This is a genomic window from Streptococcus sp. DD12, from assembly GCF_001578885.1.
In the GTDB taxonomy this organism is placed as follows: domain Bacteria; phylum Bacillota; class Bacilli; order Lactobacillales; family Streptococcaceae; genus Streptococcus.
Genome location: NZ_KQ969495.1, coordinates 763,905 through 789,029 on the forward strand (window position 1 = coordinate 763,905; position 25,125 = coordinate 789,029).

The 25,125-nt window shown below is 45.5% G+C and carries 23 protein-coding genes; 8 read left to right on the forward strand and 15 right to left on the reverse strand.

From position 1 onward, the window contains the following. Positions 1–36: 36 nt before the first annotated feature. From STRDD12_RS03515 to STRDD12_RS03550, 8 genes are all read right to left on the reverse strand, one after another. The gene (locus STRDD12_RS03515) at positions 37–717 is read right to left on the reverse strand and encodes a DUF1003 domain-containing protein (RefSeq protein ID WP_066915195.1); all 681 of its coding nucleotides are present in this window, start codon (positions 715–717) and stop codon (positions 37–39) included. Between the two features lie 113 nt (positions 718–830). Beyond that, positions 831–1,211: a RidA family protein gene (locus tag STRDD12_RS03520; protein ID WP_066915197.1), complete on the reverse strand. Its 381-nt coding sequence runs from the start codon at positions 1,209–1,211 to the stop codon at positions 831–833. Between the two features lie 189 nt (positions 1,212–1,400). Beyond that, positions 1,401–2,111 carry a YwaF family protein gene (locus tag STRDD12_RS03525; protein ID WP_066916214.1) on the reverse strand — a complete coding sequence of 237 codons (711 nt, stop codon included), beginning with the start codon at positions 2,109–2,111 and terminating at the stop codon, positions 1,401–1,403. Then, a complete protein-coding gene (locus STRDD12_RS03530; protein WP_066915199.1) occupies positions 2,111–3,331 on the reverse strand; it encodes a hypothetical protein in 1,221 nt (406 codons plus the stop codon). Before STRDD12_RS03530 ends, STRDD12_RS03525 begins: the two co-directional genes overlap by 1 nt. Positions 3,332–3,349: 18 nt before the next feature. Further along, on the reverse strand, positions 3,350–4,732 hold the full coding sequence (locus STRDD12_RS03535; protein ID WP_066915202.1) for a UDP-N-acetylmuramoyl-tripeptide--D-alanyl-D-alanine ligase: 1,383 nt from the start codon (positions 4,730–4,732) through the stop codon (positions 3,350–3,352). Positions 4,733–4,966: 234 nt separating this feature from the next. Beyond that, positions 4,967–5,755, reverse strand: a complete 789-nt coding sequence (gene pflA / locus STRDD12_RS03540) for a pyruvate formate-lyase-activating protein (protein ID WP_156471460.1) — start codon at positions 5,753–5,755, stop codon at positions 4,967–4,969. A 246-nt stretch (positions 5,756–6,001) separates the two neighbouring features. Further along, a complete protein-coding gene (locus STRDD12_RS03545; protein ID WP_066915206.1) occupies positions 6,002–7,336 on the reverse strand; it encodes a hemolysin family protein in 1,335 nt (444 codons plus the stop codon). A 69-nt stretch (positions 7,337–7,405) separates the two neighbouring features. After that, positions 7,406–8,518 carry an AI-2E family transporter gene (locus STRDD12_RS03550; protein WP_066915207.1) on the reverse strand — a complete coding sequence of 371 codons (1,113 nt, stop codon included), beginning with the start codon at positions 8,516–8,518 and terminating at the stop codon, positions 7,406–7,408. 133 nt (positions 8,519–8,651) lie between these two features. Here STRDD12_RS03550 and STRDD12_RS03555 point away from each other — a divergent pair, with 133 nt between their 5' ends. Both STRDD12_RS03555 and STRDD12_RS08070 read left to right on the forward strand, forming a co-directional pair. Next, positions 8,652–9,443: an ABC transporter ATP-binding protein gene (locus tag STRDD12_RS03555; protein WP_066915209.1), complete on the forward strand. Its 792-nt coding sequence runs from the start codon at positions 8,652–8,654 to the stop codon at positions 9,441–9,443. Then, the gene (locus STRDD12_RS08070) at positions 9,440–9,721 is read left to right on the forward strand and encodes a DUF1294 domain-containing protein (RefSeq protein WP_082753053.1); all 282 of its coding nucleotides are present in this window, start codon (positions 9,440–9,442) and stop codon (positions 9,719–9,721) included. Before STRDD12_RS03555 ends, STRDD12_RS08070 begins: the two co-directional genes overlap by 4 nt. A gap of 66 nt (positions 9,722–9,787) precedes the next feature. On the opposite strand, the gene STRDD12_RS03560 is transcribed toward STRDD12_RS08070, so the two are convergent. Both STRDD12_RS03560 and STRDD12_RS03565 read right to left on the reverse strand, forming a co-directional pair. Next, positions 9,788–12,481: a cation-translocating P-type ATPase gene (locus tag STRDD12_RS03560; RefSeq protein ID WP_066915211.1), complete on the reverse strand. Its 2,694-nt coding sequence runs from the start codon at positions 12,479–12,481 to the stop codon at positions 9,788–9,790. A gap of 231 nt (positions 12,482–12,712) precedes the next feature. Further along, positions 12,713–13,111 (reverse strand): YwiB family protein, encoded by a 399-nt coding sequence (locus STRDD12_RS03565; protein WP_082753054.1) that lies wholly within the window; start codon positions 13,109–13,111, stop codon positions 12,713–12,715. A gap of 89 nt (positions 13,112–13,200) precedes the next feature. Between STRDD12_RS03565 and STRDD12_RS03570 the strand changes: the two genes are divergently transcribed. Genes STRDD12_RS03570 through STRDD12_RS03580 form a run of 3 tightly spaced genes read left to right on the forward strand, consistent with a single transcriptional unit; the run spans position 13,201 to position 16,515 of the window. Beyond that, a complete protein-coding gene (locus STRDD12_RS03570) occupies positions 13,201–14,517 on the forward strand; it encodes an HD domain-containing protein (protein ID WP_066915215.1) in 1,317 nt (438 codons plus the stop codon). Then, positions 14,507–15,316: a sugar-phosphatase gene (gene yidA, locus STRDD12_RS03575; protein ID WP_066915217.1), complete on the forward strand. Its 810-nt coding sequence runs from the start codon at positions 14,507–14,509 to the stop codon at positions 15,314–15,316. The genes STRDD12_RS03570 and yidA overlap by 11 nt, the downstream gene beginning before the upstream one ends. Continuing rightward, positions 15,316–16,515, forward strand: a complete 1,200-nt coding sequence (locus STRDD12_RS03580) for an aminoacyltransferase (RefSeq protein ID WP_066915219.1) — start codon at positions 15,316–15,318, stop codon at positions 16,513–16,515. Before yidA ends, STRDD12_RS03580 begins: the two co-directional genes overlap by 1 nt. Before the next feature lie 77 nt (positions 16,516–16,592). On the opposite strand, the gene tpiA is transcribed toward STRDD12_RS03580, so the two are convergent. Beyond that, a complete protein-coding gene (gene tpiA, locus STRDD12_RS03585; RefSeq protein ID WP_066915221.1) occupies positions 16,593–17,351 on the reverse strand; it encodes a triose-phosphate isomerase in 759 nt (252 codons plus the stop codon). A 216-nt stretch (positions 17,352–17,567) separates the two neighbouring features. Further along, positions 17,568–18,764, reverse strand: a complete 1,197-nt coding sequence (gene tuf / locus STRDD12_RS03590) for an elongation factor Tu (RefSeq protein ID WP_066915222.1) — start codon at positions 18,762–18,764, stop codon at positions 17,568–17,570. Between the two features lie 276 nt (positions 18,765–19,040). Here tuf and STRDD12_RS03595 point away from each other — a divergent pair, with 276 nt between their 5' ends. The 3 genes from STRDD12_RS03595 to STRDD12_RS03605 are packed head-to-tail and all read left to right on the forward strand — an operon-like array spanning position 19,041 to position 20,469. Further along, complete coding sequence (locus STRDD12_RS03595) at positions 19,041–19,709, forward strand: NAD(P)H-dependent oxidoreductase (protein WP_066915224.1); 669 nt, start codon at positions 19,041–19,043, stop codon at positions 19,707–19,709. A gap of 10 nt (positions 19,710–19,719) precedes the next feature. Then, complete coding sequence (gloA, locus tag STRDD12_RS03600) at positions 19,720–20,100, forward strand: lactoylglutathione lyase (RefSeq protein ID WP_066915226.1); 381 nt, start codon at positions 19,720–19,722, stop codon at positions 20,098–20,100. A gap of 21 nt (positions 20,101–20,121) precedes the next feature. Beyond that, positions 20,122–20,469 (forward strand): metal-sulfur cluster assembly factor, encoded by a 348-nt coding sequence (locus tag STRDD12_RS03605; RefSeq protein ID WP_066915227.1) that lies wholly within the window; start codon positions 20,122–20,124, stop codon positions 20,467–20,469. 87 nt (positions 20,470–20,556) lie between these two features. Here STRDD12_RS03605 and pheT read toward each other — a convergent pair whose 3' ends face one another. From pheT to pheS, 3 genes are all read right to left on the reverse strand, one after another. Next, positions 20,557–22,962, reverse strand: coding sequence for a phenylalanine--tRNA ligase subunit beta (pheT, locus tag STRDD12_RS03610; RefSeq protein WP_066915228.1), 2,406 nt, complete (start codon positions 22,960–22,962; stop codon positions 20,557–20,559). Between the two features lie 67 nt (positions 22,963–23,029). Further along, positions 23,030–23,542, reverse strand: coding sequence for a GNAT family N-acetyltransferase (locus tag STRDD12_RS03615; protein ID WP_066915230.1), 513 nt, complete (start codon positions 23,540–23,542; stop codon positions 23,030–23,032). Further along, positions 23,539–24,585, reverse strand: a complete 1,047-nt coding sequence (gene pheS, locus STRDD12_RS03620) for a phenylalanine--tRNA ligase subunit alpha (RefSeq protein WP_066915232.1) — start codon at positions 24,583–24,585, stop codon at positions 23,539–23,541. The genes STRDD12_RS03615 and pheS overlap by 4 nt, the downstream gene beginning before the upstream one ends. Between the last annotated feature and the right edge of the window lie 540 nt (positions 24,586–25,125).

Genomic DNA, 25,125 nt, shown 5'->3' on the forward strand with positions numbered 1-25,125 from the left:
TGGCTTAAAATTTCCGGGCTTTCTACAGTCCACAGCTTATTTTGGAAGCTTGCTTTGTTTTAATTCTTCTTGGAGTTGAGAGACTTGGTGGCTCAGGCTGACCAGCATCTCCATTTGCAATTCTTGCACGCGCAAAAGGTCAGACTGGTCGGATTGAACCACGTGGTCCATTTTCTTGTGCAAGGACTGAATCTCTTCTTCAGACCGTCTATTGACCAGAAAATCGTTTTTGGCTTGCAAACGATCATAGTCAGAGGCACGGTTCTGACTCATCATAATGAGAGGCGCTTGAACAGCCGCCAGGGTGGACAGGGCCAGATTGAGCAAAATAAAAGGGTATTTATCAAAGGCCCAAGCCGCTGGTGCTAAAAGATTGTAAAGCATCCAGATCAGCATGAAGGCCAAAAAGGACAAGATGAAGGTCCAAGACCCTCCAAACTTTGCCACCACATCTGCAATGCGTTGCCCAAAGGTAATCTTACTGTCCAGCTGTTCTTGGATGTCTAGGGTCTGTGCCCGATTTTCCTGGTCAACTTTATCATAACTGTGTCGAATATGGTCGTTTTTTTCATTGGCTTGCGTGATGATTTCTTCTAAATGTTCTAGACGCCACTGAGCCAGATCAACATGTGAAATGTGTGAACTTTCTGTTAACTCTGAATGGTGTTCTAGGATATATTGACGTACGCCAGGATCAATCGTGCGTAATTCTACCATGCTAAGGTCCTTTCCCTAAAAAAAAGAGTAGACTTGACCGAGATTAAAAGACTAATCTGGGTCATCTTTCTACTCCTGCTTACCGACGTGACTATCTTGTCTCTGATGACAGCTTAGTCTAGTTCGGCGATGACTTCAATTTCGACCTTAACGTCCTTTGGTAGACGGGCTACTTCAACACAAGACCGAGCTGGAAAGGCCGACGCAAAGGCTGTGGCATAAACTTCATTGAAGGCCACAAAGTCATTGATGTCACTTAGGAAGCAAGTGGTTTTAACCACATGGTCAAAATCTGTTCCTGCCTCTGTAAGGATTGCCTGCACATTTTTGAGAACCTGCTTAGTTTGCGCCTGAATCGTGTCACCCACAATTTCTCCTGTCTCAGGTGAGAGAGGCACTTGCCCTGAAGCAAACAAGAGGTTGCCTACGATGCGACCTTGTACGTATGGCCCCAAGGCTTTAGGGGCTTTATCGGTATGCACAACTTTTGCCATGTAAAAACTCCTTTTCATCAGTAAAATCACCCTTATTATACCAAAGTCGAGAGGTGATGAAAAGAACTCTTAATGAAAAATTGTGTGATGAGTCTTTAGAATGCTTTTGCCCTCCTGCCTAGCCGAAAAATCTGAGCCCATTGCCTTTTGTAACAGGTCCTAAAGAAAGCCTTAACGACAAGGCTTTCTTTAGTCTATGGGGAGTTCAGCTTTCACTGTTTCTAAGACCCTTCTGGACCTTTTTTCACCTCGCCTAAAGAGGGCATGAATCAACAGTAACATGGCGCTTAACAAGCCAGAAACCACAAGGTAATTGAGCCAAATATGGTCATCAGGCATGATGGGTGGGTGTTTTAGAAGCCCGTAATTGCCACCTGTTAGGGCATTGACACCCAGCAAAAAAGCATCTAAAGCAAAAGTCCAAAGCACTAAGGTCCCAGCAGACAAACGCTCGCTACCAAAGTGTCGCAACAGATAGACCAGACCATTAACCAAAAGACAATAATGCCCCAGCAGAAAGGAAAAACTCGTAATATGAGGAAAGCTATAGGGGTCAAAAACTGGATAACCCAAGGCAAAGGCCGCCCCACTCACGCCTAAGAGGGCAAAATACTGCTTCAAAGGCCAACGATCTGGTAAGAAAACCAAAGCAAACATGGCCAAACGGCAATGGTAGAAAGGCAGGCTATTAGACAAGGGAATGTGATGAGAGAGATACCAGCCGTATAAAATCAGCAATTGAAAAATCTGGAGGCCTAAAAAACACTTGCGGTAACTGTCTTTTTTATAGGATACAAGCGTCAAAGTAACCAGGCCGATAAAGACCATAACAATGACCAGGTACCAAAAAACTGAAATAGTCGGTGGTTGGGTCTGGTGTGTGGTTAAAAAGTCAGACATCATGTTCTGGCCTTAAACCTCCTTTGGACACGACTATAGGGCTGAGACAGCCTCTCTTCTGCCGGTGTTTGGTTAGGCTCACTAGCCAAAGGTTGGGCAAAATAAGGGAACAAGAGAATACTCATCATGGTAATATCTACCCCATAACTTTCAATCATAGCAATACCAAAGGCTAATAGGATAAAAATCATGTGGAAATAGCTAAATCGCTTGCGAATGACTTCTGCAGCTATCATCAAAGGAAAGAGCAGGTAAGCAATCAAACCATTTCGCAAAAGCGCATCGACATAGAAATTTTCATTAGTAATCAGAACCCCATCTGGGTAGGAAAGCCAGGGAACGTTTTGTGGAAAGAGTCCAATCGGTGTGACTTCTAAATACTGGTGAGCATTTGCCAAACGCCCTGTCACGATACGGTTAACAAAAACCAACAAGGGGTGCTGTGGCTGGAACCAATAAGAAAAAGTTACCCCACAAATAAAAATCACAGCCACAATACTAAGAATGACAGAACCTCTCACAAAATACTGACTCAAAAAGGGCTTGAAAAGGTAGGCCAGAGTGATGACAACGAAACTATAAAAGACAATTTGAGAATCTGTCACCGCATAAATCAGACAAGCCCAGAGGGCAAGCACGAGGATTTCCAACAAAGACCGCCCTTTTTTGGCCATCAAGATATAGTCTATGGCCAAACTCAACATAAACATAGCCAGTGAGTTGGGAGGGCCAAAACCGTAAGAATAGCGAAACTTATCCATTTCTCCCACTTGAGGCGTTTGCCCATCAGGTAAATAGCCTTTTAGGTAAAAGAAAAAAACAAGACAAGCAATCACTAGTTTTGCTGTGAAAAACCGTCTAATCAGCTGCCTATCCGTACGGTCGACAGCTACAGACAAAAGAAAGAAGGTAGCCATTGAAGCACTCGGTTCTCGCCACAAAAGGAGAAGACTAAGCAGGGTCACACCAAGCGCAATTTTATGTAGCCTAGGCCACTGATGGCGGTAGCCACTCCAAACAAAAACAAAACCTGACAGACCGATAGAGGTCCACCACAAAGGATTCTTAAATTCCCAAGGCAGATAGCGAGGGGATATGAAAGACATCACCATAGCAAGGACAAAAGCCAGCGTATAGGTGCCTTGAAAGAGCTTATCTGAATCCTTGGTAAAGGCCTCGCCCTTGGCTTGCAGTGTTCGGATTCTTTGTTTTAATGTCATGAGAATTCCCAAAACTCCTTATTCTTTTTCTGTTGACGCCTTTTCCAATCTCGCCACTAGGTTTTCTAAATGCATGGAATGGCTTCCCTTAATCAAAATCTGGTCCTTAGCTTCTAAAATCTCCTCTACCCGTGCCACCATGTCTTCGAACTGGTCTTCGTTTTCAGTTTTCTTGAAATAATAAACCCGCCCGAGTGGGAACATCTGTCCGGCATACTGGGCCAATTCCGCATAGTCCTCCCCGTAAAAAATCAGAGAATGGAAATCTTCCGGAGACAGACTGGTTAAGAGCTGCGTGTGCAGGGCAACAGAATCAGGTCCCAACTCTTTCATGTCACCCAAAACAACTAGCTTTTTCCCACCGTCTGCGATAGGCAATTTGGAAAAGGTCTCTAAGACCAAACGTGTGGCAGTCGGATTGGCATTATAGACATCTGACAAAATCTCTGCGCCATTGGCTGCCTGCTTCCACTCCGTACGGTTTTGGGTTAATTCCAGATGAGCCAAAGCATCACGGATGTCCGCTTCATCAATAGACAAGAGTTGGCCGATATAGGCTGCGAGCATGGCATTCCAGGCATTATAGCGACCCGTTACCGGCAGGTGAATGGCCTCTTCAAGGAAGTTAGTCTTAAAGTCTAAAGCGTTTTTATGCTCGACATAGTCAGTGACAAAAATATCAGCATCCGGTCCAAAATGGATAACCTTTTGTTCTTTGGGTAAAAAAGGTGCTAGCACAGGGTCTGCTGGCGCAATGAGGATGCCATCGCCATCCATGCCCTCTGTGATTTGTAACTTTCCTTGAGCGATTTTCTCACGACTGCCAAAAAATTCCAAATGCGCTTCGCCAATCAAGGTAACCACTCCGATATGAGGCTTGGCAATCTCAGACAAGAGCTTGATATCCCCCATGTGGTCTTGGCCCATTTCTAGCACGATTTTCTCGGTATCATCAGGCATATGCAAGGCCGTATAGGGTAGGCCGATTTCATTGTTGTAATTTCCTTGGGTCTTATAGGTTTTATAGGCTTTAGCCAAGACAGCTGCTATCATGTCCTTAGTGGTTGTTTTCCCATTAGACCCTGTTACAGCGATGACATCTACTCCCTGCTTTTCGAGATAATAGCTGGCCAGCTCTTGAAAAGCCTTAAGGCATTCAGCCACCAAAAGATAAGGCCGCCCGACAATAGGCTTTTCCGTAAAGGTGACACTTGCCCCATTGGCAAAGGCTGTCTCGATAAATTCATGCCCATCTCGTTGCCCTTGAAGAGGTAAAAAGATATCTCCTGCTTTTATCTTGCGCGAATCAAATTCGATATTTCCTACTTGCCCCTGTGGCCAAGCAATTTCACTGGGGCTTGCCCCAACTACCTGTGCAATTTCTTCAATCGTCAGTCTCATGTTGACTCCTTTTCTTTACAGACAATCGCCTTTATTATAACATATTTCAGTTTTATGACCGTAAGTCCTACAAAAAAACAAGAGCATTGGCTTACAAGACTTCTGTTTCTTTTTAAAATTAGGCTATTCATCATGTTTTCAAGCTTTCTATTACCTATTGTTCAAGGCACAAAAAAACCAACTTCAAAAGAAGTCGGTCTAAATCCTAAAACCCAGTCTAGGACCTGCATTTTTCTATTCCGCAATCCGCTTGAGATAGTCTTGATAAGACTCCGTCTGCATCAATTCTTTCGCATTTTTAACCCGTGCAGCTGTTGGCGGTTTTACCCCTTCTAGGGGGTAGGGAATGCCCAGCTCCCGCCACTTGAACTCACCCATGGTGTGGTAAGGCAAAACCTCAAACTTATCCACGGATTTCAGCGTTTTGACAAAAGCGCCCAAGTCTTTTAGGTCCTCATCAATATCCGTCAGGCCAGGCACCAAGACATGGCGAATCCACATAGGCACGCCTTTGTCTGAAAGGTATTGGGCACATGCCAAGATATTACGATTGGTCTGTTTGGTGACAAACTTATGTTGTTCTTCACGGATTTCCTTGATATCCAGCAAGACCAAGTCGGTCACTGCCAAAAGACGGTCAAATTTCTCTAAATAGTCTGGCTTATTTCGAAAAGGCATGGCACAAGTATCTAAGGTACAGTGAATCCCCTGTTCCTTGGCTTTGGTAAAAAGCGCTGTCACAAAATCAATCTGCAAGAGGGCCTCACCACCTGAAACCGTGATCCCACCATTTTTTCCCCAAAAATGCCGATATCCGACCGCTTCTCGCAAGACGTCATCAACCGTCCGCTCTCTGGCTTTGTTGCTTTCCATCTCCCAGGTGTCAGGATTATGACAATATTGGCAACGCATCTTACAGCCCTGCATAAAGACAATAAAACGAACCCCAGGACCATCCACAGTCCCAAAACTTTCCGTTGAATGCACTAGCCCTGTGACATTGCCATAATCTACTGCCGTCATGCCTGTAACCTCTTCCATTCTTAATACCCTCATTATACCACCATCGCGTCCAAAAAGACTAGCAATAAGTCTAAGAAAAGACGACCGCCACCTTGAGCCCTTCTCATCCGTTCCACTGAGTGAGGGCTGTGAAAGACAAGAAACCACCTGAAGCATCTCCTTCAGGTGGTTTAGGTTATGTCATGTTGTTGATGCTTTTTAAAATTCTCACCTTTATCAAGCAAGGTGCCTTAAGGTGACTAAAGCCTAGTCTACCTCTGAACTGTGAGGGGCATCGGAGATCGTCAGTTTGAGTTTAACCACTCGGCCATCCTTGACCTTGTTATTAACAAAGGTCAATAATTTATCCTCTGCGACGACTTCATAGACTTCTTTATCATCAGGTCCAGGAATGGAGCCAACTCCTGTCAGGTAGTAACCCGCAATCGTATCCACATCATCGCTCTCAAGCTCCGTCTCGAAATACTCATTAAAGTCATTGAGCGTCATGGTACCACGTACAATATAGGTCGCCTCACCAATCTCACGCACTTCTACTTCGGCCTTGTCGGTTTCGTCATCAATTTCGCCGACAATTTCTTCCAGCAAGTCCTCTAAGGTGACAAGACCGGCCATCCCACCGTATTCATCTAGCAAAATAGCCATCTGATTGTGCGTGGTTCGGAAATCTTTGAGCAACTCATCCACAAAAATCGTCTCAGGAACAAAAAGAGGGTCTTGAAGAATTTTTCTCAGATTTAAATCATCGAAACCTTCCTTGAAGCCTGCATCCAAGAGGCGCTTCGTGTGAATAATCCCAATGATTTTATCCTTATCATCATCATAGACGGGCACCCGCGAAAAGGTATGGTCAAGAATTTCAGCGACAACCGCACGTGCCGGGTCATTGATGTCCACCATAAAGGCATCCGTCCGAGGCACCATGACTTCTCGAGCCATGAGGGAATCTAATGAAAAGACCCCTTGTAGCATATCAATTTCTTCTGCGTCTAGACTGGCTTCGCTGTTGGTCAGCATGTATTCAATCTCATCCCGCGTCATTTTTTCATCAGCATCATCGAAGGTCATCGGTGTTAAACGGCTCAAAAGATTCGTTGAAGCCGATAAGAGCCAAACAAAGGGACTGACCACTTTTCCAAGGAGGATAACAACCGGCGCTGCCACAATAGCCAGACGGTCTTTGAGGTTCATAGCGATGCGCTTAGGATAAAGCTCCCCAAGCACAATAGAAATGTAGGTCAAAAAGACCAGGGAAACAATGCTTCCGACTGTCTTGGCACCTTCAGAAGCACCCAGCCATTTAGCGACAATCTCCGCTAAAGACTCTGACAAACTCGCCCCAGACAGGAGGGTTATCAGGGTGATGCCTACTTGGATAGTGGACAAAAAGTTGTTAGGGTTTTCCAAAACCTTAAGCAGACGGATATATTTTTTATCGCCTTCTTCAGCCTTTTGCTCCACGCGCGCCCGATTGAGGGAAACCATGGCCATTTCAGTGGCAGAGAAAAAAGCATTTAGCAGGGTTAAGACAAACAGTAATAAAAATTGTAAAATAATCGACTGACTGCTGGGGTCTTCCATCGTCAATTCTCCTTTAATTCATAAAATGTTATTCCATTATAGCACAAAGACTAGCCATAAGGCTAGTCTTTAATCATCTAAGAGTTTTGATTGGCTGAGTTTAAATTGACGACGTTCCTCTGCTAAGCGGTAAATGAACTTAACGATTTCCTTAAGAATGGCATAGACTGGAACGACTACAATCATACCGACTAGACCGGCAACATTGGAGCCGACAACCAAGAGCACCATGATGGTCAATGGGTGAACGGCTACTGCACCACCAACCACCCGTGGGTAGATAATCATTCCATCAATCTGTTGGAGAATGACGACATAAATCAAAGCAATCAACATCTTATTAAAGTCGGTCCCTGCGTAGGCTATAATGACCGGCAAGAGACCTAGATAAGGCCCAATGTAAGGAATAACATTTAAAAAGGCCAAAATCAAGGCAAAAATCAGGGCGTAACGGATACCCAAAATCATATAACCCAGATAAGAAAAGACGAAGATGAAAAGGGAATTCATGGCCACACCAAAAATATAGTGCGAAATCGCCGCATTCATATCCTTTAACAAGGGGACAATCTTATACTTGTCCGTCTTTAACACCTTATCTTCAACAAAGGGCAGAATAGTTTTACCATCTTTAAGCAAGTAAAACATAAAAATCGGTGCAATCACAATGGCCATCAGAATACTAGTGACGGTTCCGATGATGCTGCTCACACTAATCGTGACACCACTGACAAGATTTTGCAAGATGTCCACATAAGACCAATTTAACTGTTGCAGAGCTTTTTGCACATTGATGTTTTCAAACAAGGGATTTTGTTGCAACTTAGACAGGTACTGTTGGAAATTCGTATAGATATCTTGGCTAGAGTTGATTAACTGATTTAACTGGTCAATCACATTTGGAATAAAACTATTGACCGCTAAAACAACCAAAATGACTAAGAGAACCAAGGTGGCTAAGGTGCCCCAAAGGCGTGACACATGCAAGTCCTCTTCTAGCCAGGTCACCAGAGGGTTAAAGACATAATAGAGAAATCCACCGATAATAAAAGGAATGACAAAGGTCTGAAAAGCGCCGACAAAGGGCGTAAACACTTCAGACATGTAAGTCCACAATAGGATAATGGCTGTAACAGCTAAAATTTCAATCGTCCAAAAAAATAAACGGCTCTTTTGAAACACAAGATACTCCTTTCTTTGCTATATTATATCATAAACTCACTCACAAACTCGCTCAAAACCGTTTCTCTCCTGCAAATCTTACCGAAAAGGATGTGGTATAATAGAGCCACTAACAAAGAGCAAGGAGAAAGCAATGGCACTGATTCAACTGACCGATGTCTCACTAAAACGACAAGGCAAATCCCTCCTCAGTCACCTCAACTGGACCGTAAACCCAGGGGAAGCTTGGGCTATCTTAGGCTTAAACGGTGCAGGAAAATCGACACTTTTAAAACTTCTTATGGCGGAATACTGGTATACTCAAGGACAGGTCCAGGTCTTAGATACCGTCTATGGCAAGGGAGATATTACGGCTCTGCGTAAGCGTATTGGGGTCGTCGGGTCCTTTATCGCTGAACGACTCCCCCGCCATCTAACCAGTGAACAAATCATCTTGACAGGTGCCAGCAAAAGTAGCATTCTCTACCAAGCCTATGACGACAATGACTTAGCCCTGGCACGGGACATGCTTTGCTCACTTGATGGTGGCTTTTTGCTTGGCAGGACCTATGCCAGTTTATCTCAAGGAGAAAAACAACTGGTGCTCATTGCCAGAAGTCTCATGGAAGCCCCTGATATCTTGATTCTAGATGAAGCGACCAGCGGTTTGGACCTCTTTGCCAAGGAAAGATTGCTCCAGCACATCGACCGCATCAAATCGCTCCCACAGGCCCCTCTTATCCTCTATGTCACTCACCATGCGGATGAAATTACTAAGACCTTTAGTCACGTCCTCTTGCTCAAAGAAGGCAAGATTGCGGCCCAAGGACCAAAACACACGGTTTTAAGGTCAGCTATTCTCAGTGATTTTTACGATAGCCCTGTCAAGCTCATCCCTATTGGTGACGACCGCATTTATATTAGACCTGATTTACAAAAACTATGACGATATACCTCCTTCTTACTTATTTTTGCTGGAATTGCCTGGTCTTTATCTGCTACGCTTATGATAAGTGGCAGGCTAAGCGTGGGGGCTGGCGTGTCCCAGAAAAGGTCTTGCTCAGACAGGCTGTCTTTTTAGGCGGACCCGGAGCACTTTTAGCCATCTTTTTCTTACACCACAAATCCTCCTCTCAAAAATCCTATTTCCGCTGGGCAGCTCTAGCGGGTTGTGTGACAAGTCTGCTAGTGGCCTATGCCTACAGTTGCTTCTATCCTTTATGAAGTCCTTGTCTTCACGTGAAAAATCTAAAAAAAGTCTAGGAATAATTCCTAGACTTTTTTCGCCCTTTAGATGGCTTTCTTATCGTAACCCAAGGCCCGCTGGATGGCTTTAACAATCTCAACAAGGACCAACATCAGGAAGCTTCCGATAAAGACAGCTAACCACTGACTTAGGCTTAAGTGTGACACATGGAAGAATTGGTTGAAACCAGGTACTACAATGGTCACCATCAAAATAAGGAAAGCCAACGGAATTGCCCAATTAAAGAGCTTGTTGCGCCAGACACCAACCGTGAAAATAGATTGATAGACTGATTTGACGTTAAAGGCATGCACCAATTGGATCAGTCCCAAGGTAGCAAAAGCCATCGTCAAAGCATCCGCATGGATTTCTTTATAAACTTGGTGTTCGGGATGAAGCAAGGCCCAGCCATAAACACCCAATACCAAGAGCGTTTGGAGAATACCTTGGTAGATAATCGCTCCAAGAACCCCTCCAGAGAAGAAGCTCGACTTGCGGCCACGCGGTTTGTGGGTCATCACACCCGGTTCGGCAGGTTCAACCCCTAAAGCGATGGCAGGTAGGGTATCTGTTACCAGATTGATCCACAGGAGATGTACCGGTTGCAAGACATCCCAACCAAACAAGGTGGCAAAGAAGATGGTAAAGACTTCAGCCATATTGGCAGATAAGAGGTATTGGATGGACTTCTGAATATTGGAGAAGACCTTACGCCCTTCTTCTACTGCGACAATAATGGTTGCAAAGTTATCGTCTGCCAAGACCATGTCGGAAGCCCCTTTAGAAACTTCTGTTCCTGTGATCCCCATACCGATACCAATGTCAGCTGTTTTGAGAGATGGCGCGTCATTGACCCCATCACCTGTCATGGCGACCACCTTGCCGTCATTTTGCCAAGCTTTGACAATACGCACCTTATGTTCAGGCGATACACGCGCATACACAGAATATTGTTTGAAGACTTTTTGGAACTCTTCATCCGTCAACTCATTGAGTTCAGCACCTGTGAAGACATGGTCTTCTGTATCATTTTCATCAATGATACCCAGACGTTTGGCAATGGCTTCCGCCGTATCTTGGTGGTCACCTGTAATCATAATCGGACGAATACCAGCTTCTTTAGCGACACGAACAGCCTCTGCAGCTTCAGGACGCTCAGGGTCAATCATCCCAATCATACCTGTAAAGATAAGGTCACTTTCAATCGTATCAACCGTTACCTCGTCTGGCACTTGGTCAATCACCTTATAGGCCCCCGCCAAAACACGTAAGGCTTCATGAGCCATAGCCCTATTGCTGCTTTGGATGAGTTCCGTTGTTGCAGCATCAATAGGCGCAATATCGCCAGCCTTATCACGAGAGACACAACGCTTCAACAGCTGATCTGGCGCCCCCTTAACAGCCACCAGGAATTGCCCATTTGGCATTTGGTGAATGGTTGACATCAACTTGCGGTCAGAGTCAAATGGAAGCTCAGCAACACGTGGGTATTTGGCCAAAAGGCCCGCCACATCAAAGCCTTGTGACAAGGCATACTGAATGAAGGCTGTTTCCGTCGGGTCTCCGATTAACTTGCCATCAGGGTCAATTTTGGTGTCGTTGGCCAGTACTACCGAACGCAAAAGTGGCAACTCTAAGCCCAGCGCAATTGGTTCACTGGCTTCGTGGATAGCCCCATCATAATAAATTTTTTCAACGGTCATTTGATTTTGGGTCAAGGTTCCCGTTTTATCTGAAGCAATAATCTCTGTTGACCCCAACGTTTCAACAGCTGGTAAACTCCGCACAATCGAATGCCGTTTGGCCAGAGTTTGAGTCCCTAGGGAGAGAACGACCGTTACAATGGCAGGCAACCCTTCAGGAATAGCAGCAACAGCCAGAGCTACTGCAGTCATCAAACCATTAAGAGGGGCTTCGTGACGAATAAAGACACCGACAACAAAGGTAATGGCTGCAATGGCTACAATCAAGTAAGTCAAGGCTTTAGAAAGATTATTGAGGCTTTGCTTGAGCGGGGTATCCGTTTCATCGGCATCCGCCAACATCCCTGCAATATGCCCCACCTCAGTGTACATTCCTGTATTGGTCACCAGACCTACACCACGACCGTATGTCACATTGGCATTTTGATAAGCCATGTTGAGGCGATCGCCGATACCAGCATCTGCTGCAACTGAGCTGGTCACGTCTTTTTCGACTGGTACAGACTCACCTGTTAGGGCAGCTTCTTCAATCTTTAAGGAAGCGGCTTCCAAAAGACGCATATCCGCCGGCACCACATCACCAGCCTCCAAAAGTACAATATCACCTGGCACTAAGTCTTTGGAGTCAATTTCCATGACTTGCCCATCTCGGCGAACACGTGCCATAGGGCTTGACATATCTTTCAAAGCTTCTATAGCCGCCTCAGCCTGCCCTTCTTGGTATACACCAAAGGCCGCATTTAGGATAACAACCACCAAGATAATGATGGCATCTGTCAAGCCGTGCATTCCTTCTGTCACAACAGATAAGGCTGCGGCTATCAGCAAAATGATAATCATCAAATCCTTGAATTGATCGATGAATTTTGCCAGAAGACTCCGTTTTTCGCCAGCCTCAAGCTCATTGGCGCCATAGGTTTGCAAGCGCTCTTGTGCTTGGGATTGACTCAACCCCTCTGGTGTCGAATCGAGCTCTGCCAAAACCGTTTGGGGGTCTTGGGCAAAAAAGCTCTGTTTAAGTTGTTCTTTGGACACGTTTGTTCCTCCTCTTATGGTGTCTCATCGCTAAGCAAAATTGCTAGCTTAGGGGAAGTCTCCATTTTATAAACATAAAAAAGAGACCTGTTTTTAGAAACAAGTCTCGCTGTTTAAGACAAGGCCGGAAATTGCTTTCGGATTGACGACCTTGCCACGGATATTTCCGTCGGCTACTCCCTTATTTCCCATTATTTTACACGAAAAATAAGGCTGGGTCAAGATAGCGCCCTAAAAATTTCCCCAGGAAACCAGCAAGTCATAATGCGCCAACTCCTCTTGACCTTCCGCGTCCAGGTAGAGGCTATAAGACATACTGACCTGAGAACGATTTTTTTCATAGACCAAAGACTGGGTCTGGATATAAATGGGTAACTGTCCCTGATGGGTTACAAAAAAGCTCTGCGTCAGCCCCTCCACCGAAAAGCGCATGATAGACTTGGGCCTTGAAAATCGGGACATGACCCATTCTTGGTCTGAGCCCTTAAGGACCACCTGCTCATTTTCTTGATTACGGTAGCGCAGGTAGAGAGTTGCCCCTTTTTCCACGACTTCTCCTTGATAGACTTCTTCGATAACATCTATTTCCGTGTTCATCCGAACCGTGTTTTTAATATGAATCCTTAGCATGGCCCTATTTTAGCAAGTTCTACAGATTCTTTCAAGAAAGGCCAGCTCCCGCAAGGAAATTCTTCTTAAATTCTAGTATAATAAGAGGTATGATTGAAAAAGTCTTTCGGGATCCCGTTCATGATTACATCCATGTGGACCATCCCATGATTCACCAGCTTATCAATAGCCGTGAATTCCAGCGGCTAAGACGCATCAAACAACTAGGAACCAGCTCCTTTACCTTTCACGGGGGCGAACATAGCCGTTTTTCCCACTGCCTAGGAGCTTACGAAATTGCACGACGGGTCACTCGGCTCTTCGATCGCAAATACGCTTCGGTTTGGGACAGTAAGGAGAGCCTCCTAACCATGACAGCTGCTCTCTTGCATGATATCGGGCATGGGGCCTATTCCCATACTTTCGAGGGCCTATTTGACACCGACCACGAGGCCATCACCCAGGCCATCATTTTAGGGCCGGAGACAGAAATCCACCGCATCTTACTGCAACAAGGGCCTGATTTCCCTAGCAAGGTCGCGAGTGTCATCAACCACACCTATCCCAATAAGCAGGTCGTGCAACTCATTTCTAGCCAGATCGATGTCGATCGGATGGATTACCTCTTACGGGACTCCTATTTTACAGGAGCAACCTACGGAGAATTCGATTTGACCCGTATCTTGCGGGTCATGCGCCCCGTGCCCAATGGCATCGCCTTTGATTTTCACGGGATGCATGCTGTTGAGGACTATATTGTCAGCCGTTTTCAGATGTATATGCAGGTTTACTTCCATCCCGCTACCCGCGCCATGGAAGTCATCCTTAAAAATCTGCTAAAACGGGCCAAGTTACTCTACCAAGAGGTGGAGCATAAGGCTTATTTTGACAGGACTGCCCCACGCTTGATTCCTTTTTTGGAAAATCGCTTCACCTTAGAGGATTACCTCAAATTAGACGACGGGGTGCTCAACACCTACTTTCAAACCTGGATGGAAGCTGACGATATTATCTTATCTGACTTGGCTAGTCGCTTTATCAATCGTCGTATTTTCAAGTCTATCACTTTTGCGCAAGACGACCTACAAGGTCTCGATCTGTTACGCCATCTCGTGGCAGAGGTTGGCTTTGACCCTGACTACTACACAGCCATCCACCTCAATTTTGACCTGCCCTACGACATCTACAAGCCAGATGTGAAAAACTCTCGGACGCAGATTGATATTTTAGAAGGTGACGGCACCTCTGTAGAGCTATCGCAACTGTCACCCCTCGTGGCCGCCCTAACTGGGACAAGTTATGGCGATAGGCGCTTTTATTTCCCACGCGAAATGCAGGAAGATAACCACCTTTTCGCCCAGGCCCACCGAGACTTTTCCGCCCATATCCACAATGGCCAATTTAAAGGAGACCCCCATGAGTATTAAACTCGTTGCTGTCGATATCGACGGCACCCTACTGAACTCAAAAAACGAAGTGACCCCCGAAGTGGCAAAAGCCGTCAAAGAAGCTCGTGAAGCTGGGGTAAAATTCGTGATTGCCACTGGTCGCCCAATCGCTGGCGTCCAAAACTTACTGGAAGAATTAGACCTACGTCACCCAGACAACTATGTCATTACATTTAATGGAGGTCTGGTCCAAGACACTGCCACCGAAGAAGACATCATTCGAGAACCCCTCAGTTATGAAGATTATTTAGATATTGAATTTCTCAGCCGTAAGCTGGGGGTTCATTTGCATGCTATCACAAAAGAAGGCATTTACACAGCCAACAGAAACATTGGTAAATACACTGTCCACGAAGCCACTTTGGTCAGCATGCCTATCTTTTACCGTACCCCAGAAGAGATGCCTGATAAGGAAATCGTCAAAATCATGATGATTGACGAACCTGACCTCCTTGACCAGGCCATCTCACGGATTCCGCAAGAATTTTACGACCGTTTTACCATCGTCAAATCCAAACCCTTCTACCTAGAATTCATGCCAAAAACTGTCAGCAAGGGCGCTGCTGTCCTTCACTTGGCCGAAAAATTGGGTTTTTCGCCTGACCAACTGATGGCTATCGGCGATGAGGAAAACGACCGCGCTATGTTAGAAGTGGTCGGACATCCCGTTGTCATGGAAAATGGCGTCCCTGAAGTGAAAAAAATCGCCAAACATATTACCAAGTCCAACGATGAAGATGGCGTAGCTTATGCGCTTAGAAAGTGGGTTTTAGACTAATGTTTACCTATAAAGTAGGAATTTCAGCTCAAGAGCACGATGACTTTGTCAAAAACAGCCAGCAGACCAATCTCCTTCAAAGTGCCAACTGGGCCCAAATCAAGGATAACTGGGGCAGTCAACGCCTCGGCTTTTACAAAGATGGTCAATTAGTGGCATCGGCCCTAGTACTCATCCGCCACCTTCCCTTGGGCATGGCCATGCTTTACGTCCCTCGAGGGCCTGTTATGGATTATCAAGACTTAGCATTGGTTACTTTTGTCTTAGATAGCCTCAAGGCCTATGCCAAAACACAAAAGGCACTCTTTATCAAGTTTGACCCTGCTCTTTTACTCAAACAGTATCATATCGGTGAAACTGTTGAAGAAAACCCAGAAACGCTAGCTGCTATTGAAAATCTCACTACTGCTGGCGCCCAGTGGCAAGGACGGACCAGTGAAATCGCAGAAACCATCCAGCCACGTTTTCAGGCCAATGTTTACACCAGCGATGACATTCTCAAAACATTCCCAAAACACACCAAGCGCTTACTAAAAGATGCGACTAACCGCGGGGTTCACGTTTTCCGTGCCGGTATCGACCAAGTCAGCGACTTTGCAGATGTGGTCGCTCTGACAGAAGACCGCAAAGGGGTTGCCTTGCGTAATCACGATTATTTCACGAAAATGATGACCGTCTACGGAGACGATGCTTACCTGCATTTAGCCAAAGTCAATCTGCCCCAGCGTCTACAAGAGTACAAGGACCAGCTGGCACAGATTGAAAAAGACCTTGATGCTACTGAAGCGCATCAGAAAAAGCGACTGACCAAATTGACCCAACAAAAGAATTCCGTTACCAAGTATATCGCCGAATTTGAAGAATTTGTCAGCCAGTATCCTGACGAGCTGGTTATTGCCGGTATCCTTTCTGTCGGTTATGGCAATGTCATGGAAATGCTCTATGCCGGTATGAATGATGCCTTTAAGAAATTCTACCCACAATACGCCTTATACCCTAAAGTCTTTGAAGATGCCTATGCTGATGGCATTATTTGGGCCAATATGGGAGGGGTTGAAGGCACATTAGATGATGGTCTAACCAAATTCAAATCCAACTTCAACCCGATGATTGAAGAATATATTGGGGAATTCACTCTCTCAGCCAGTCCACTAGCCCCACTAGCTCTCTGGGCCTACAATCGCCGCAAATCCTCATAAAAACAAAAAATCTCACAGAATGCTTATTCGTGAGATTTTTTCAATAAAAAAACCAGCATTCGCTGGCTTTTTTTGTCTTATTTTACGAAGTCCAAAAGTGCCAAGAAGCTTTCTGCTTCAAGAGATGCGCCACCAACGAGTGCGCCATCAACGTCTGGACATGCCATGTATTCAGCAACATTTTCAGGTTTTACAGAACCACCGTATTGAACACGAACTTTGTCAGCAACCGCTTGACCGAAGTCTGCAGCAACCACGTCACGGACAACTTTACACATTTTTTGAGCGTCGTCTTGAGAAGCAGATTTACCTGTTCCGATAGCCCAGATTGGTTCATAAGCGATAACAGATGCAGCAACTTGCTCATCAGTCAAACCAGCCAAAGCAGCTGATACTTGGGCACCAACAAATTCGGCAGCTTTACCAGCTTCGTAAGTTTCCAAAGACTCACCACAACAGATGATTGGCAAAAGACCGTTAGCAAAGATAGCTTTGGCTTTTTTGTTGATGTCTTCATCTGTTTCATGGAAATAATCACGACGTTCTGAGTGACCAATAACCACGTAGTCAGTACCAATTTCTTTCAACACTTGTGGGCTTGTTTCACCAGTGAAGGCACCAGCGTTTTCAAAGTAAGTGTTTTGCGCAGCAACTTTCAGGTTTGATCCTTTAGCTGCAGCAAGCACAGCTGTCAAATCAACTGCTGGTGCTGCAATCCCAGCTTCAACCAAGTCAGCTGAAGGCAATTTTGATGCAACAGCTTCAACAAAAGCTTTAGCTTCTTCTGGATTTTTGTTCATTTTCCAGTTACCGGCGATAAATGGTTTACGTGACATTTCACATACCTCTTTTTTATTTATTTTCGCCTTCTATTTTACCATTTTTTTCCCTTAAAATAAAGTAACCATCCCACATTTGTCTCATTCTCCCCGCAAACTTTGTGTAAATTTCTTGCCTCTCTGAATATTTTCAAAAATGTCACAAAAAAAGAGCCTAGGGCTTTCGCCCCAGGCTCTTTGTCTGACTTATTTTGTGTTGGGAACTAAATCGAATTAAGCTTCGATTTCAGATACGATACCTGAACCAACAGTACGTCCACCTTCACGGATAGAGAAAGTTGTACCTTGTTCTACGGCGATTGGGTGAATCAACTCAACGTCGATTGTCACGTTATCACCAGGCATAACCATTTCAGTACCTGCAGGCAACTCGATTGAACCAGTTACGTCAGTTGTACGGAAGTAGAATTGTGGACGGTAGTTGTTGAAGAATGGAGTGTGACGTCCACCTTCGTCTTTTGTAAGGATATAAACTTCACCCTTGAATTTAGTGTGAGGTTTGATTGAACCTGGTTTAGCCAATACTTGACCACGTTCGATTTCATCACGTTGGATACCACGGAGAAGGACACCAACGTTATCCCCTGCAATACCTTCGTCCAATTGTTTACGGAACATTTCAACACCGGTAACAACTGCAGATTGGATTTCTTCTTTGATACCAACGATTTCAACTTCGTCGTTGACTTTAACAGTACCACGGTCGATACGTCCTGAAGCAACAGTACCACGTCCAGTGATTGAGAACACGTCTTCGACTGGAAGCAACAAAGGCTTGTCAGTGTCACGTTCTGGTTCTGGAATGTACTCGTCAACAGTCTTCATCAATTCCATGATAACATCTTCTTGTTCAGCATCACCTTCAAGGGCTTTAAGTGCAGAACCTTGGATAACTGGAATGTCATCACCTGGGAAATCGTATTCTGACAAGAGGTCACGGATTTCCATTTCAACCAATTCAAGCAATTCTTCGTCGTCAACCAAGTCAACCTTGTTCATGAAGACGATAAGGTATTTAACACCAACTTGGCGTGAAAGCAAGATGTGTTCACGTGTTTGTGGCATTGGTCCGTCAGTTGAAGCAACTACGAGGATCGCACCGTCCATTTGGGCAGCACCAGTGATCATGTTTTTAACGTAGTCCGCGTGTCCTGGCGCGTCGATGTGCGCGTAGTGACGGTTTTCAGTTTCGTACTCAACGTGTGCAGTGTTGATAGTGATTCCGCGTTCGCGTTCTTCTGGAGCTGCATCGATAGATGAGTAGTCTTTTGGTTGGTTAACAGAAGATGGAAGACGACGTGCCAATACAGTCGTGATCGCTGCTGTCAATGTAGTTTTACCATGGTCAACGTGTCCGATAGTACCAATGTTAACGTGTGGTTTACTACGATCGTATTTTTCTTTTGCCATTTAGGAAAAGCCTCCAATAAAATATATTTTATAGATAGACAGTAGGCAATACAGTCTAACTTTCCTTACTATTTTAACAAATAAAATAGAAAATGCAAGCGCTAAGGGTGGGTTTTTTCGTATTTTCCTTCGCTAAGCTGCTTTCTTAAAAAAGTCTATTTTCTGGATATGCTCGGCTATTATTTTCAGAATATTTCGACGAAATATACAAAGAAGCTAGTTCTTTTTTTAAAAAAGTGGTATGATAAGAAAATAATCCTTTATAAGGAGGCGAAAATGAACAAACCTTTCTTAAGTCCCCAAGACATTCGACAGGCTTTGGATTTCCGAACCGCTGTGCGGGTCTACTCCGAGCGTAAAATTCCCAAGGCGGATTTGGCGACCATTTTAGATAGCGCTTGGCTGGCCCCTTCTTCTATCGGGTTGGAACCTTGGCGTTTTGTTGTTTTAGAAAACCCTGAAATTAAAGCGGCTATCAAGCCCTATGCCTGGGGTGCGCAAACACAACTTGAAACGGCTAGCCACTTTGTCTTGCTCATCGCCTCTAAGGATGTGCGCTATGATTCGGACAATGTCTATCAAAGTTTGGTCCGCCGTGGCTTGACCGATGAGCTTACGATTCAACAACGCTTGGCACGGTACGAGGACTTTCAAAAAAAGGACCAAGGGATTGCAGAGTCAACTCATGAACTTTGGCAATGGTCTGCCAAACAAACCTATATCGCTCTGGGCAATATGATGATGACGGCCAGTCTACTAGGCATTGACTCTTGTCCGATTGAAGGGTTTCATTATGAGTCTGTCAATCGTGTCCTAGCTGAATACCAGGTCTTAGACCCTGAGACAGAAGGCATTTCTGTTATGTTATCCCTTGGTTACCGCGCCGAGGAGCCCAAACACAGGCGAAGCCGCAAAGATCGTAAGGACGTTATTTTCTGGAAATAAGGAGTTAAGGATGAAAATGCTACATACATGTATTCGTGTCAAAGACTTAGAGGCCTCTCTAAAGTTTTATAAAGAAGCTTTAGGTTTCGTGGAAAAACGGCGAAGTGATTTCCCAGAAGCTGCATTTACTCTGGTCTATCTGGGACTTCCCGATGAAACTTATGAGCTAGAATTAACCTATAATTATGGGCATGAAGCTTATGACTTGGGCAATGGTTATGGCCATATCGCTGTTGGTGTTGACGATCTCTCAGCCAGTCATGCGGCCCATGTCGAAGCTGGCTATCCCGTCACTGACCTTGCTGGATTACCTGGTACGCCACCACTCTTTTATTTCATTCAAGACCCTGATGGCTACAAGATTGAAATTATCGACTTAAACCAATTTTAAAAAGCTAGTAAAGGAGCGACTATGACCTTTCGTGAGGATATCACGGCCAACCCAAAGGCAGAAGCCATGAGCGAGGAGCTCATCGCCGTTTTTGAACAAGTACGAGACCCTGAAATTGAGTTGGATATCTATAACTTAGGATTAATTTACGAAGTAACCGTTGATGAGGCCGGCCATTGCCGGGTGCTCATGACCTTCACTGACCGCAACTGTGGGTGTGAAGATACCCTGCCTGCCGAACTGGCTGATAAACTCCAACATGTCCCAGGGATCACCTCTTCAAAAATCGAAGTCACTTGGACCCCTGTCTGGAAAATGACGCGCATCAGCCGTCTGGGTCGGATTACCTTAGGCATCAGCCCACGCTGATTAGCAGATTGGCCAGTATAAAATCTGGATTTCAGCTCATGATTGAATAAAACGAAAAGACCGGCCAATAGGCTGGTCTTTTTTGGTTTAACGCACTTCTGCTTGCACCTTTTCTTCCAAGGATTTTTGAATTTTAGCCATATAACGAGCGACTTCTTCGTCTGTTAGGCTGTCTTCAGGGTTTTGGAAGGTTAGGCTATAGGCCATTGATTTCAAACCTTGGCCTAATTTGTTACCTGAAAAGACGTCAAAGAGTTTGATGTCAGTCAGGCGTTTGACACCTGCAGCCAAAATCGCATCAAGGACTTCTTGATGGGTAACCTCATCCTTCAGCAAGAGAGCTATGTCTCGGGTAACTGCTGGGAATTTGGTAATTTCATTAAATGCTTGCGCTGGAGTTAAGGCATTTTCGATAGCAGTTAGGTCTAACTCGGCTACATAGGTTTCTGGAATGCCATAAGCTTTTGCGGTATTGGGGTGTACTTGACCGACAAATCCAATCAGACGATCTCCCAGATGAAGGCTTGCCGTACGTCCTGGGTGCATACCTGCCAAATCAGTCTTAGCTTGGTAGGTCACCGCCAAGCCCAAACGATCAAAGAGGGCTTCTAGGATACCCTTGGCGTAGAAAAAGTCCACAGGCTGAGCCAGGGTTTGGAAATCTTTAGCCTGAACAAGGCCTGTCAAAGCAATGGCAAAATGATTGTTTTCCTGTGGCAGGTCTTTTTTGGGGTCACCTGTTTGTTCGAAGACTTTCCCAATCTCATAGAGGGCCAAATCCCCATTTTTACGGGCAGTATTGTAGGCTACCGTATCCAAGATACCAGGTACCATACTTTGGCGCAAAACAGAACGTTCAACTGTCATAGGCCACATCAACTCGGTCAGATGTGACGGTGCCAAGGTAAAGGCTGTCGCTTTTTCTGGTGTGGTCAAGGCATAGGTAATGATTTCAGACAGACCAGCCCCTTCGGCCACGGTGCGAACCTTGCGGCGCAATTTTTGTGTAGCAGTCAACTCCCCAGCAGTCCCTGCGTCCTTAGGTAGGCTAGTTGGTAGTTTATCGTAGCCATAAATCCGCGCAATTTCCTCGAAAAGGTCTGCTTCGATGCTGATGTCCCAACGTCTGCGAGGAACGCTCACCGTGAAGTGCTCGCCATTTCCAGTCAAGCCGAAGCCCAAGCGACGAAAGACATCTTCGATATCACTGTGGGTTAGTGCTGTCCCAAGAACACGGTTGACATCCGCTAGACTACTTGAGACAGTGACATCTGAAGTATCCAGGTCTCCTGCTGCAATAACACCTGAACGCACACTAGCGCCAGAGAGTTCTGCAATCAAGCTTGCTGCAGCATCCAGGGCTTCGGTCACCGTTGCCAGGTTAATGCCTTTTTCAAACCGAGAAGACGACTCCGAACGCAGGTTTAGTCGGCCACTTGTCTTGCGAATCGTTGTGCCATCAAAGACAGCTGCTTCCAATACAACACGTGTGGTCTGGTCAGAAATCTCTGTAGCTGCACCCCCCATAACACCGGCCAAGGCAACAGGTTTATCAGCCACGGTAATGACCAAGTCACTGGTCTCTAATTCACGGTCTTCGCCATCAAGGGTCACGAGGTGCTCTCCGGCCAAAGCTTGACGCACCGCAATCGTTTTGTCTGCGAAGGTGTCCAAGTCAAAGGCATGCATGGGTTGACCATAGTAGATGAGGATATAGTTGGTCACGTCCACGACATTGTTAATAGGACGAATTCCAGCATTCATGAGCAAGTTTTGCAACCACTGTGGACTTGGGGCGATGGTCACATTGTCCAAAACACGGGTCGCATAAAAGCTAGCCTTGTCACTGTCGATACGAACAGCAATCGCATCGCTAGCTGATTGGTCACTTTCAGTCAGTTCAAAACTAGTTAAGTTGACTGGCTTATCGTAAATGGCTGCAACTTCATAGGCCACGCCACGCATAGAGAGGGCGTCCGCACGATTTGGCGTAATAGAAAGTTCAATAATCTCATCATCCAAATCTAAAATAGGGAAGACTGACTCCCCAACAGGAGCATCCTCAGGTAAGATTTGGATACCATCGGCGAATTCTTTGGGGACAACTGAGTCAGAAATGCCTAATTCCCCCAAAGAACAAATCATGCCTAAGGATTCTAAACCACGAATCTTGCCTTTTTTGATTTTGTAATTATCCGCAATCCGAGCGCCAGGCAAGGCCACAATAACCTTGATACCGGCACGGATATTCGGAGCACCACAGACAATTTGTCGAGGGGCTTCTTCCCCTACATCAACCTGACAAAGATGCAGGTGGGTATCCGGCACATCCTCACAGGATAAGACTTCTCCAACAAGGATTTTGGACAATCCTTCTGCCGGTGAGGTTACCCCTTCTACTTCAATACCTGTCGTTGACATTTTTTCCGCCAAGTCAGCACTTGGCACCTCGATGTCCACGAGATTTTTTAACCATTTGTAACTTACTAACATAATTTAGATAGCCTCCACTTGGAGTGCTTTTCCTTTCTTTTCTCATCAAACAGGCAAAACTGCCAGTTTACGTCAATCGTTTTTTGAGCAACCAATTCACGTCAACCTTATCCCCCATCAAAAAGACATGCTGACCAAAGCGTTCAAAGCCCTGTTTTCGATAAAAGGCCTGCGCCTTCTCATTGGCCTCCCAGACACCTAACCAGGCCCAGTCAAAGCCCCTTTCCTTGGCTAAATCTAAGGCAAAACCAAACAACTTCTGACCCAAACCATGCCCTTGAAAAGCTTGACGGATATAGAGCCGTTGAATCTCAAATCCATCCGGCAAGTCTTGCTCCGTCTGGGCTTGTCCCCAATTGACCTTGAGGTAACCAGCCAGTTGCCCCTCATGAAAAAGGAAAAAGGTCTCTGACTCAGGGTCCAGCAAGTCAGCCATTAACACCTCATGGGCGTATGCTTTGGCATAGTAGGCTTCTAATTGTTCAGCTGTGTTGGCATAGCCAAACGTTTCGGTATAGGTGGTTTTAGCCAGCTCAGACAAGCGGGGAATTTCACTCAGTTTAACGTGTCGGATGCTCATTTGAATTGCTCTGAAAAACGAACATCCCCTTGGTAGAAACCACGGATATCGTTAATCCCATAGCGCAACATCGCCACACGTTCTTGACCCAAACCAAAGGCGAAACCTGAGTAATGGCTAGGATCGATGCCTGACATTTCAAGCACCCGAGGGTGAACCATGCCGGCCCCCATGATTTCAATCCAGCCGGTCTTTTTGCAGACATTACAGCCGGCTCCCCCACACTTAAAGCAAGAGACATCGACTTCGACAGATGGTTCCGTAAATGGGAAATAAGACGGGCGCAAACGAATCTTGCGGTCAGCACCAAACATCTTTTGCACGATGAGCTGAAGCGTTCCCTGCAAATCAGCCATGGAAATATTTTCTCCGACCACTAGGCCTTCAATCTGATGGAACTGATGGCTGTGGGTCGCATCATCTGTGTCACGACGGAAAACACGCCCTGGTGAAATCATCTTAAGGGGTCCCTGACTAAAATCATGGGCATCCATGGCCCTTGCCTGAACCGGTGAGGTATGCGTCCGCAACAAGATTTCTTCTGTGATATAGAAGGTATCTTGCATATCACGTGCCGGGTGGTCTTTGGGCAAGTTCATCCGCTCAAAGTTATAGTAGTCCTGTTCCACTTCAAAACCGTCTACGACTTGGTAGCCCATTCCGATGAAAATATCTTCGATTTCTTCACTGGTTTGGGTTAAGACATGGCGATTGCCAGCAGGAATCTGACGACCAGGTAGGGTAACGTCCACACTTTCACTCGCCAGCTTAGCTGCCACCAATGCTTCTTCGATTAGGGCTGCGCGCTTTTCAAAAGCTTCGGTCAGCACATCTCGCGCTTCATTGACAATCTTTCCAACCTTGGGACGCTCTTCGGCAGACAAGTGTTTCATGCCTTTCAGAATTTCAGTCAGAGACCCTTTTTTCCCTAGGACAGAAACCCTCAAGTCTTGCAAGTCTTTGGCACTTTCTGCACCAAAAGCTTGCAAAGAAGACAAGGTTTCTTCACGCAGTTCTTGCAACTGTTCTTCAATTTTTGACATATTTCCTCCAATGATGGGCCGTCTCAGACAAGAAAAAAACCGCCTGACAACATTACGGAGCGTTGTCACGCGGTACCATCCGTTTTCACCTTTTTTTGCAAAAGGCCTTGCTTCTGGGTCTTGGATTGAGTGAATTCAGCGGGTATCGGCCAAGTAGGGTTCCAGTCCATGCCCTACACTCCCTTGTGGTGTCATCTGCGCTTACTAGTCTCAAAAGACGGCTATTTAATTCCTTACTAGTGTAACAAAAAAAACTATGAAATTCAAGAGTGCCCTGCCGTCATTTGCTAGCCAGCCCATTTAAGGAGAGACACCTATACCATTCTAAGTTCCCCTAGTATCTGTCACTAGCGAATAAACCGATAGCGCTTTTCCGCGATAGCAATTAGTAGCAGGGACATTTTTCATAAACTGTCTCTTTCCTTCACCAAGTCTTGACCCTCCCCCGATTGTTATGCTAAAATTAAGGATGTTACAGAGTTGTTACAAACTCTAGTTTACCAAAGGAGAAATCTTATGTTTTATTGCCGACAAGACCGC

Coding starts and splice junctions, on each gene's coding strand:
- tuf (WP_066915222.1), bottom strand. CDS start 18,764: ATGGCAAAAGAAAAATACGATCGTAGTAAACCACACGTTAACATTGGT.
- pheT (WP_066915228.1), bottom strand. CDS start 22,962: ATGTTAGTAAGTTACAAATGGTTAAAAAATCTCGTGGACATCGAGGTG.
- pflA (WP_156471460.1), bottom strand. CDS start 5,755: ATGACGGCAGTAGATTATGGCAATGTCACAGGGCTAGTGCATTCAACG.
- pheS (WP_066915232.1), bottom strand. CDS start 24,585: ATGTCAAAAATTGAAGAACAGTTGCAAGAACTGCGTGAAGAAACCTTG.
- STRDD12_RS03525 (WP_066916214.1), bottom strand. CDS start 2,111: ATGTCTGACTTTTTAACCACACACCAGACCCAACCACCGACTATTTCA.
- STRDD12_RS08070 (WP_082753053.1), top strand. CDS start 9,440: ATGACGATATACCTCCTTCTTACTTATTTTTGCTGGAATTGCCTGGTC.
- STRDD12_RS03570 (WP_066915215.1), top strand. CDS start 13,201: ATGATTGAAAAAGTCTTTCGGGATCCCGTTCATGATTACATCCATGTG.
- STRDD12_RS03515 (WP_066915195.1), bottom strand. CDS start 717: ATGGTAGAATTACGCACGATTGATCCTGGCGTACGTCAATATATCCTA.
- STRDD12_RS03580 (WP_066915219.1), top strand. CDS start 15,316: ATGTTTACCTATAAAGTAGGAATTTCAGCTCAAGAGCACGATGACTTT.
- STRDD12_RS03615 (WP_066915230.1), bottom strand. CDS start 23,542: ATGAGCATCCGACACGTTAAACTGAGTGAAATTCCCCGCTTGTCTGAG.
- tpiA (WP_066915221.1), bottom strand. CDS start 17,351: ATGTCACGTAAACCATTTATCGCCGGTAACTGGAAAATGAACAAAAAT.
- STRDD12_RS03545 (WP_066915206.1), bottom strand. CDS start 7,336: ATGGAAGACCCCAGCAGTCAGTCGATTATTTTACAATTTTTATTACTG.
- gloA (WP_066915226.1), top strand. CDS start 19,720: ATGAAAATGCTACATACATGTATTCGTGTCAAAGACTTAGAGGCCTCT.
- STRDD12_RS03595 (WP_066915224.1), top strand. CDS start 19,041: ATGAACAAACCTTTCTTAAGTCCCCAAGACATTCGACAGGCTTTGGAT.
- yidA (WP_066915217.1), top strand. CDS start 14,507: ATGAGTATTAAACTCGTTGCTGTCGATATCGACGGCACCCTACTGAAC.
- STRDD12_RS03535 (WP_066915202.1), bottom strand. CDS start 4,732: ATGAGACTGACGATTGAAGAAATTGCACAGGTAGTTGGGGCAAGCCCC.
- STRDD12_RS03555 (WP_066915209.1), top strand. CDS start 8,652: ATGGCACTGATTCAACTGACCGATGTCTCACTAAAACGACAAGGCAAA.
- STRDD12_RS03520 (WP_066915197.1), bottom strand. CDS start 1,211: ATGGCAAAAGTTGTGCATACCGATAAAGCCCCTAAAGCCTTGGGGCCA.
- STRDD12_RS03565 (WP_082753054.1), bottom strand. CDS start 13,111: ATGCTAAGGATTCATATTAAAAACACGGTTCGGATGAACACGGAAATA.
- STRDD12_RS03605 (WP_066915227.1), top strand. CDS start 20,122: ATGACCTTTCGTGAGGATATCACGGCCAACCCAAAGGCAGAAGCCATG.
- STRDD12_RS03530 (WP_066915199.1), bottom strand. CDS start 3,331: ATGACATTAAAACAAAGAATCCGAACACTGCAAGCCAAGGGCGAGGCC.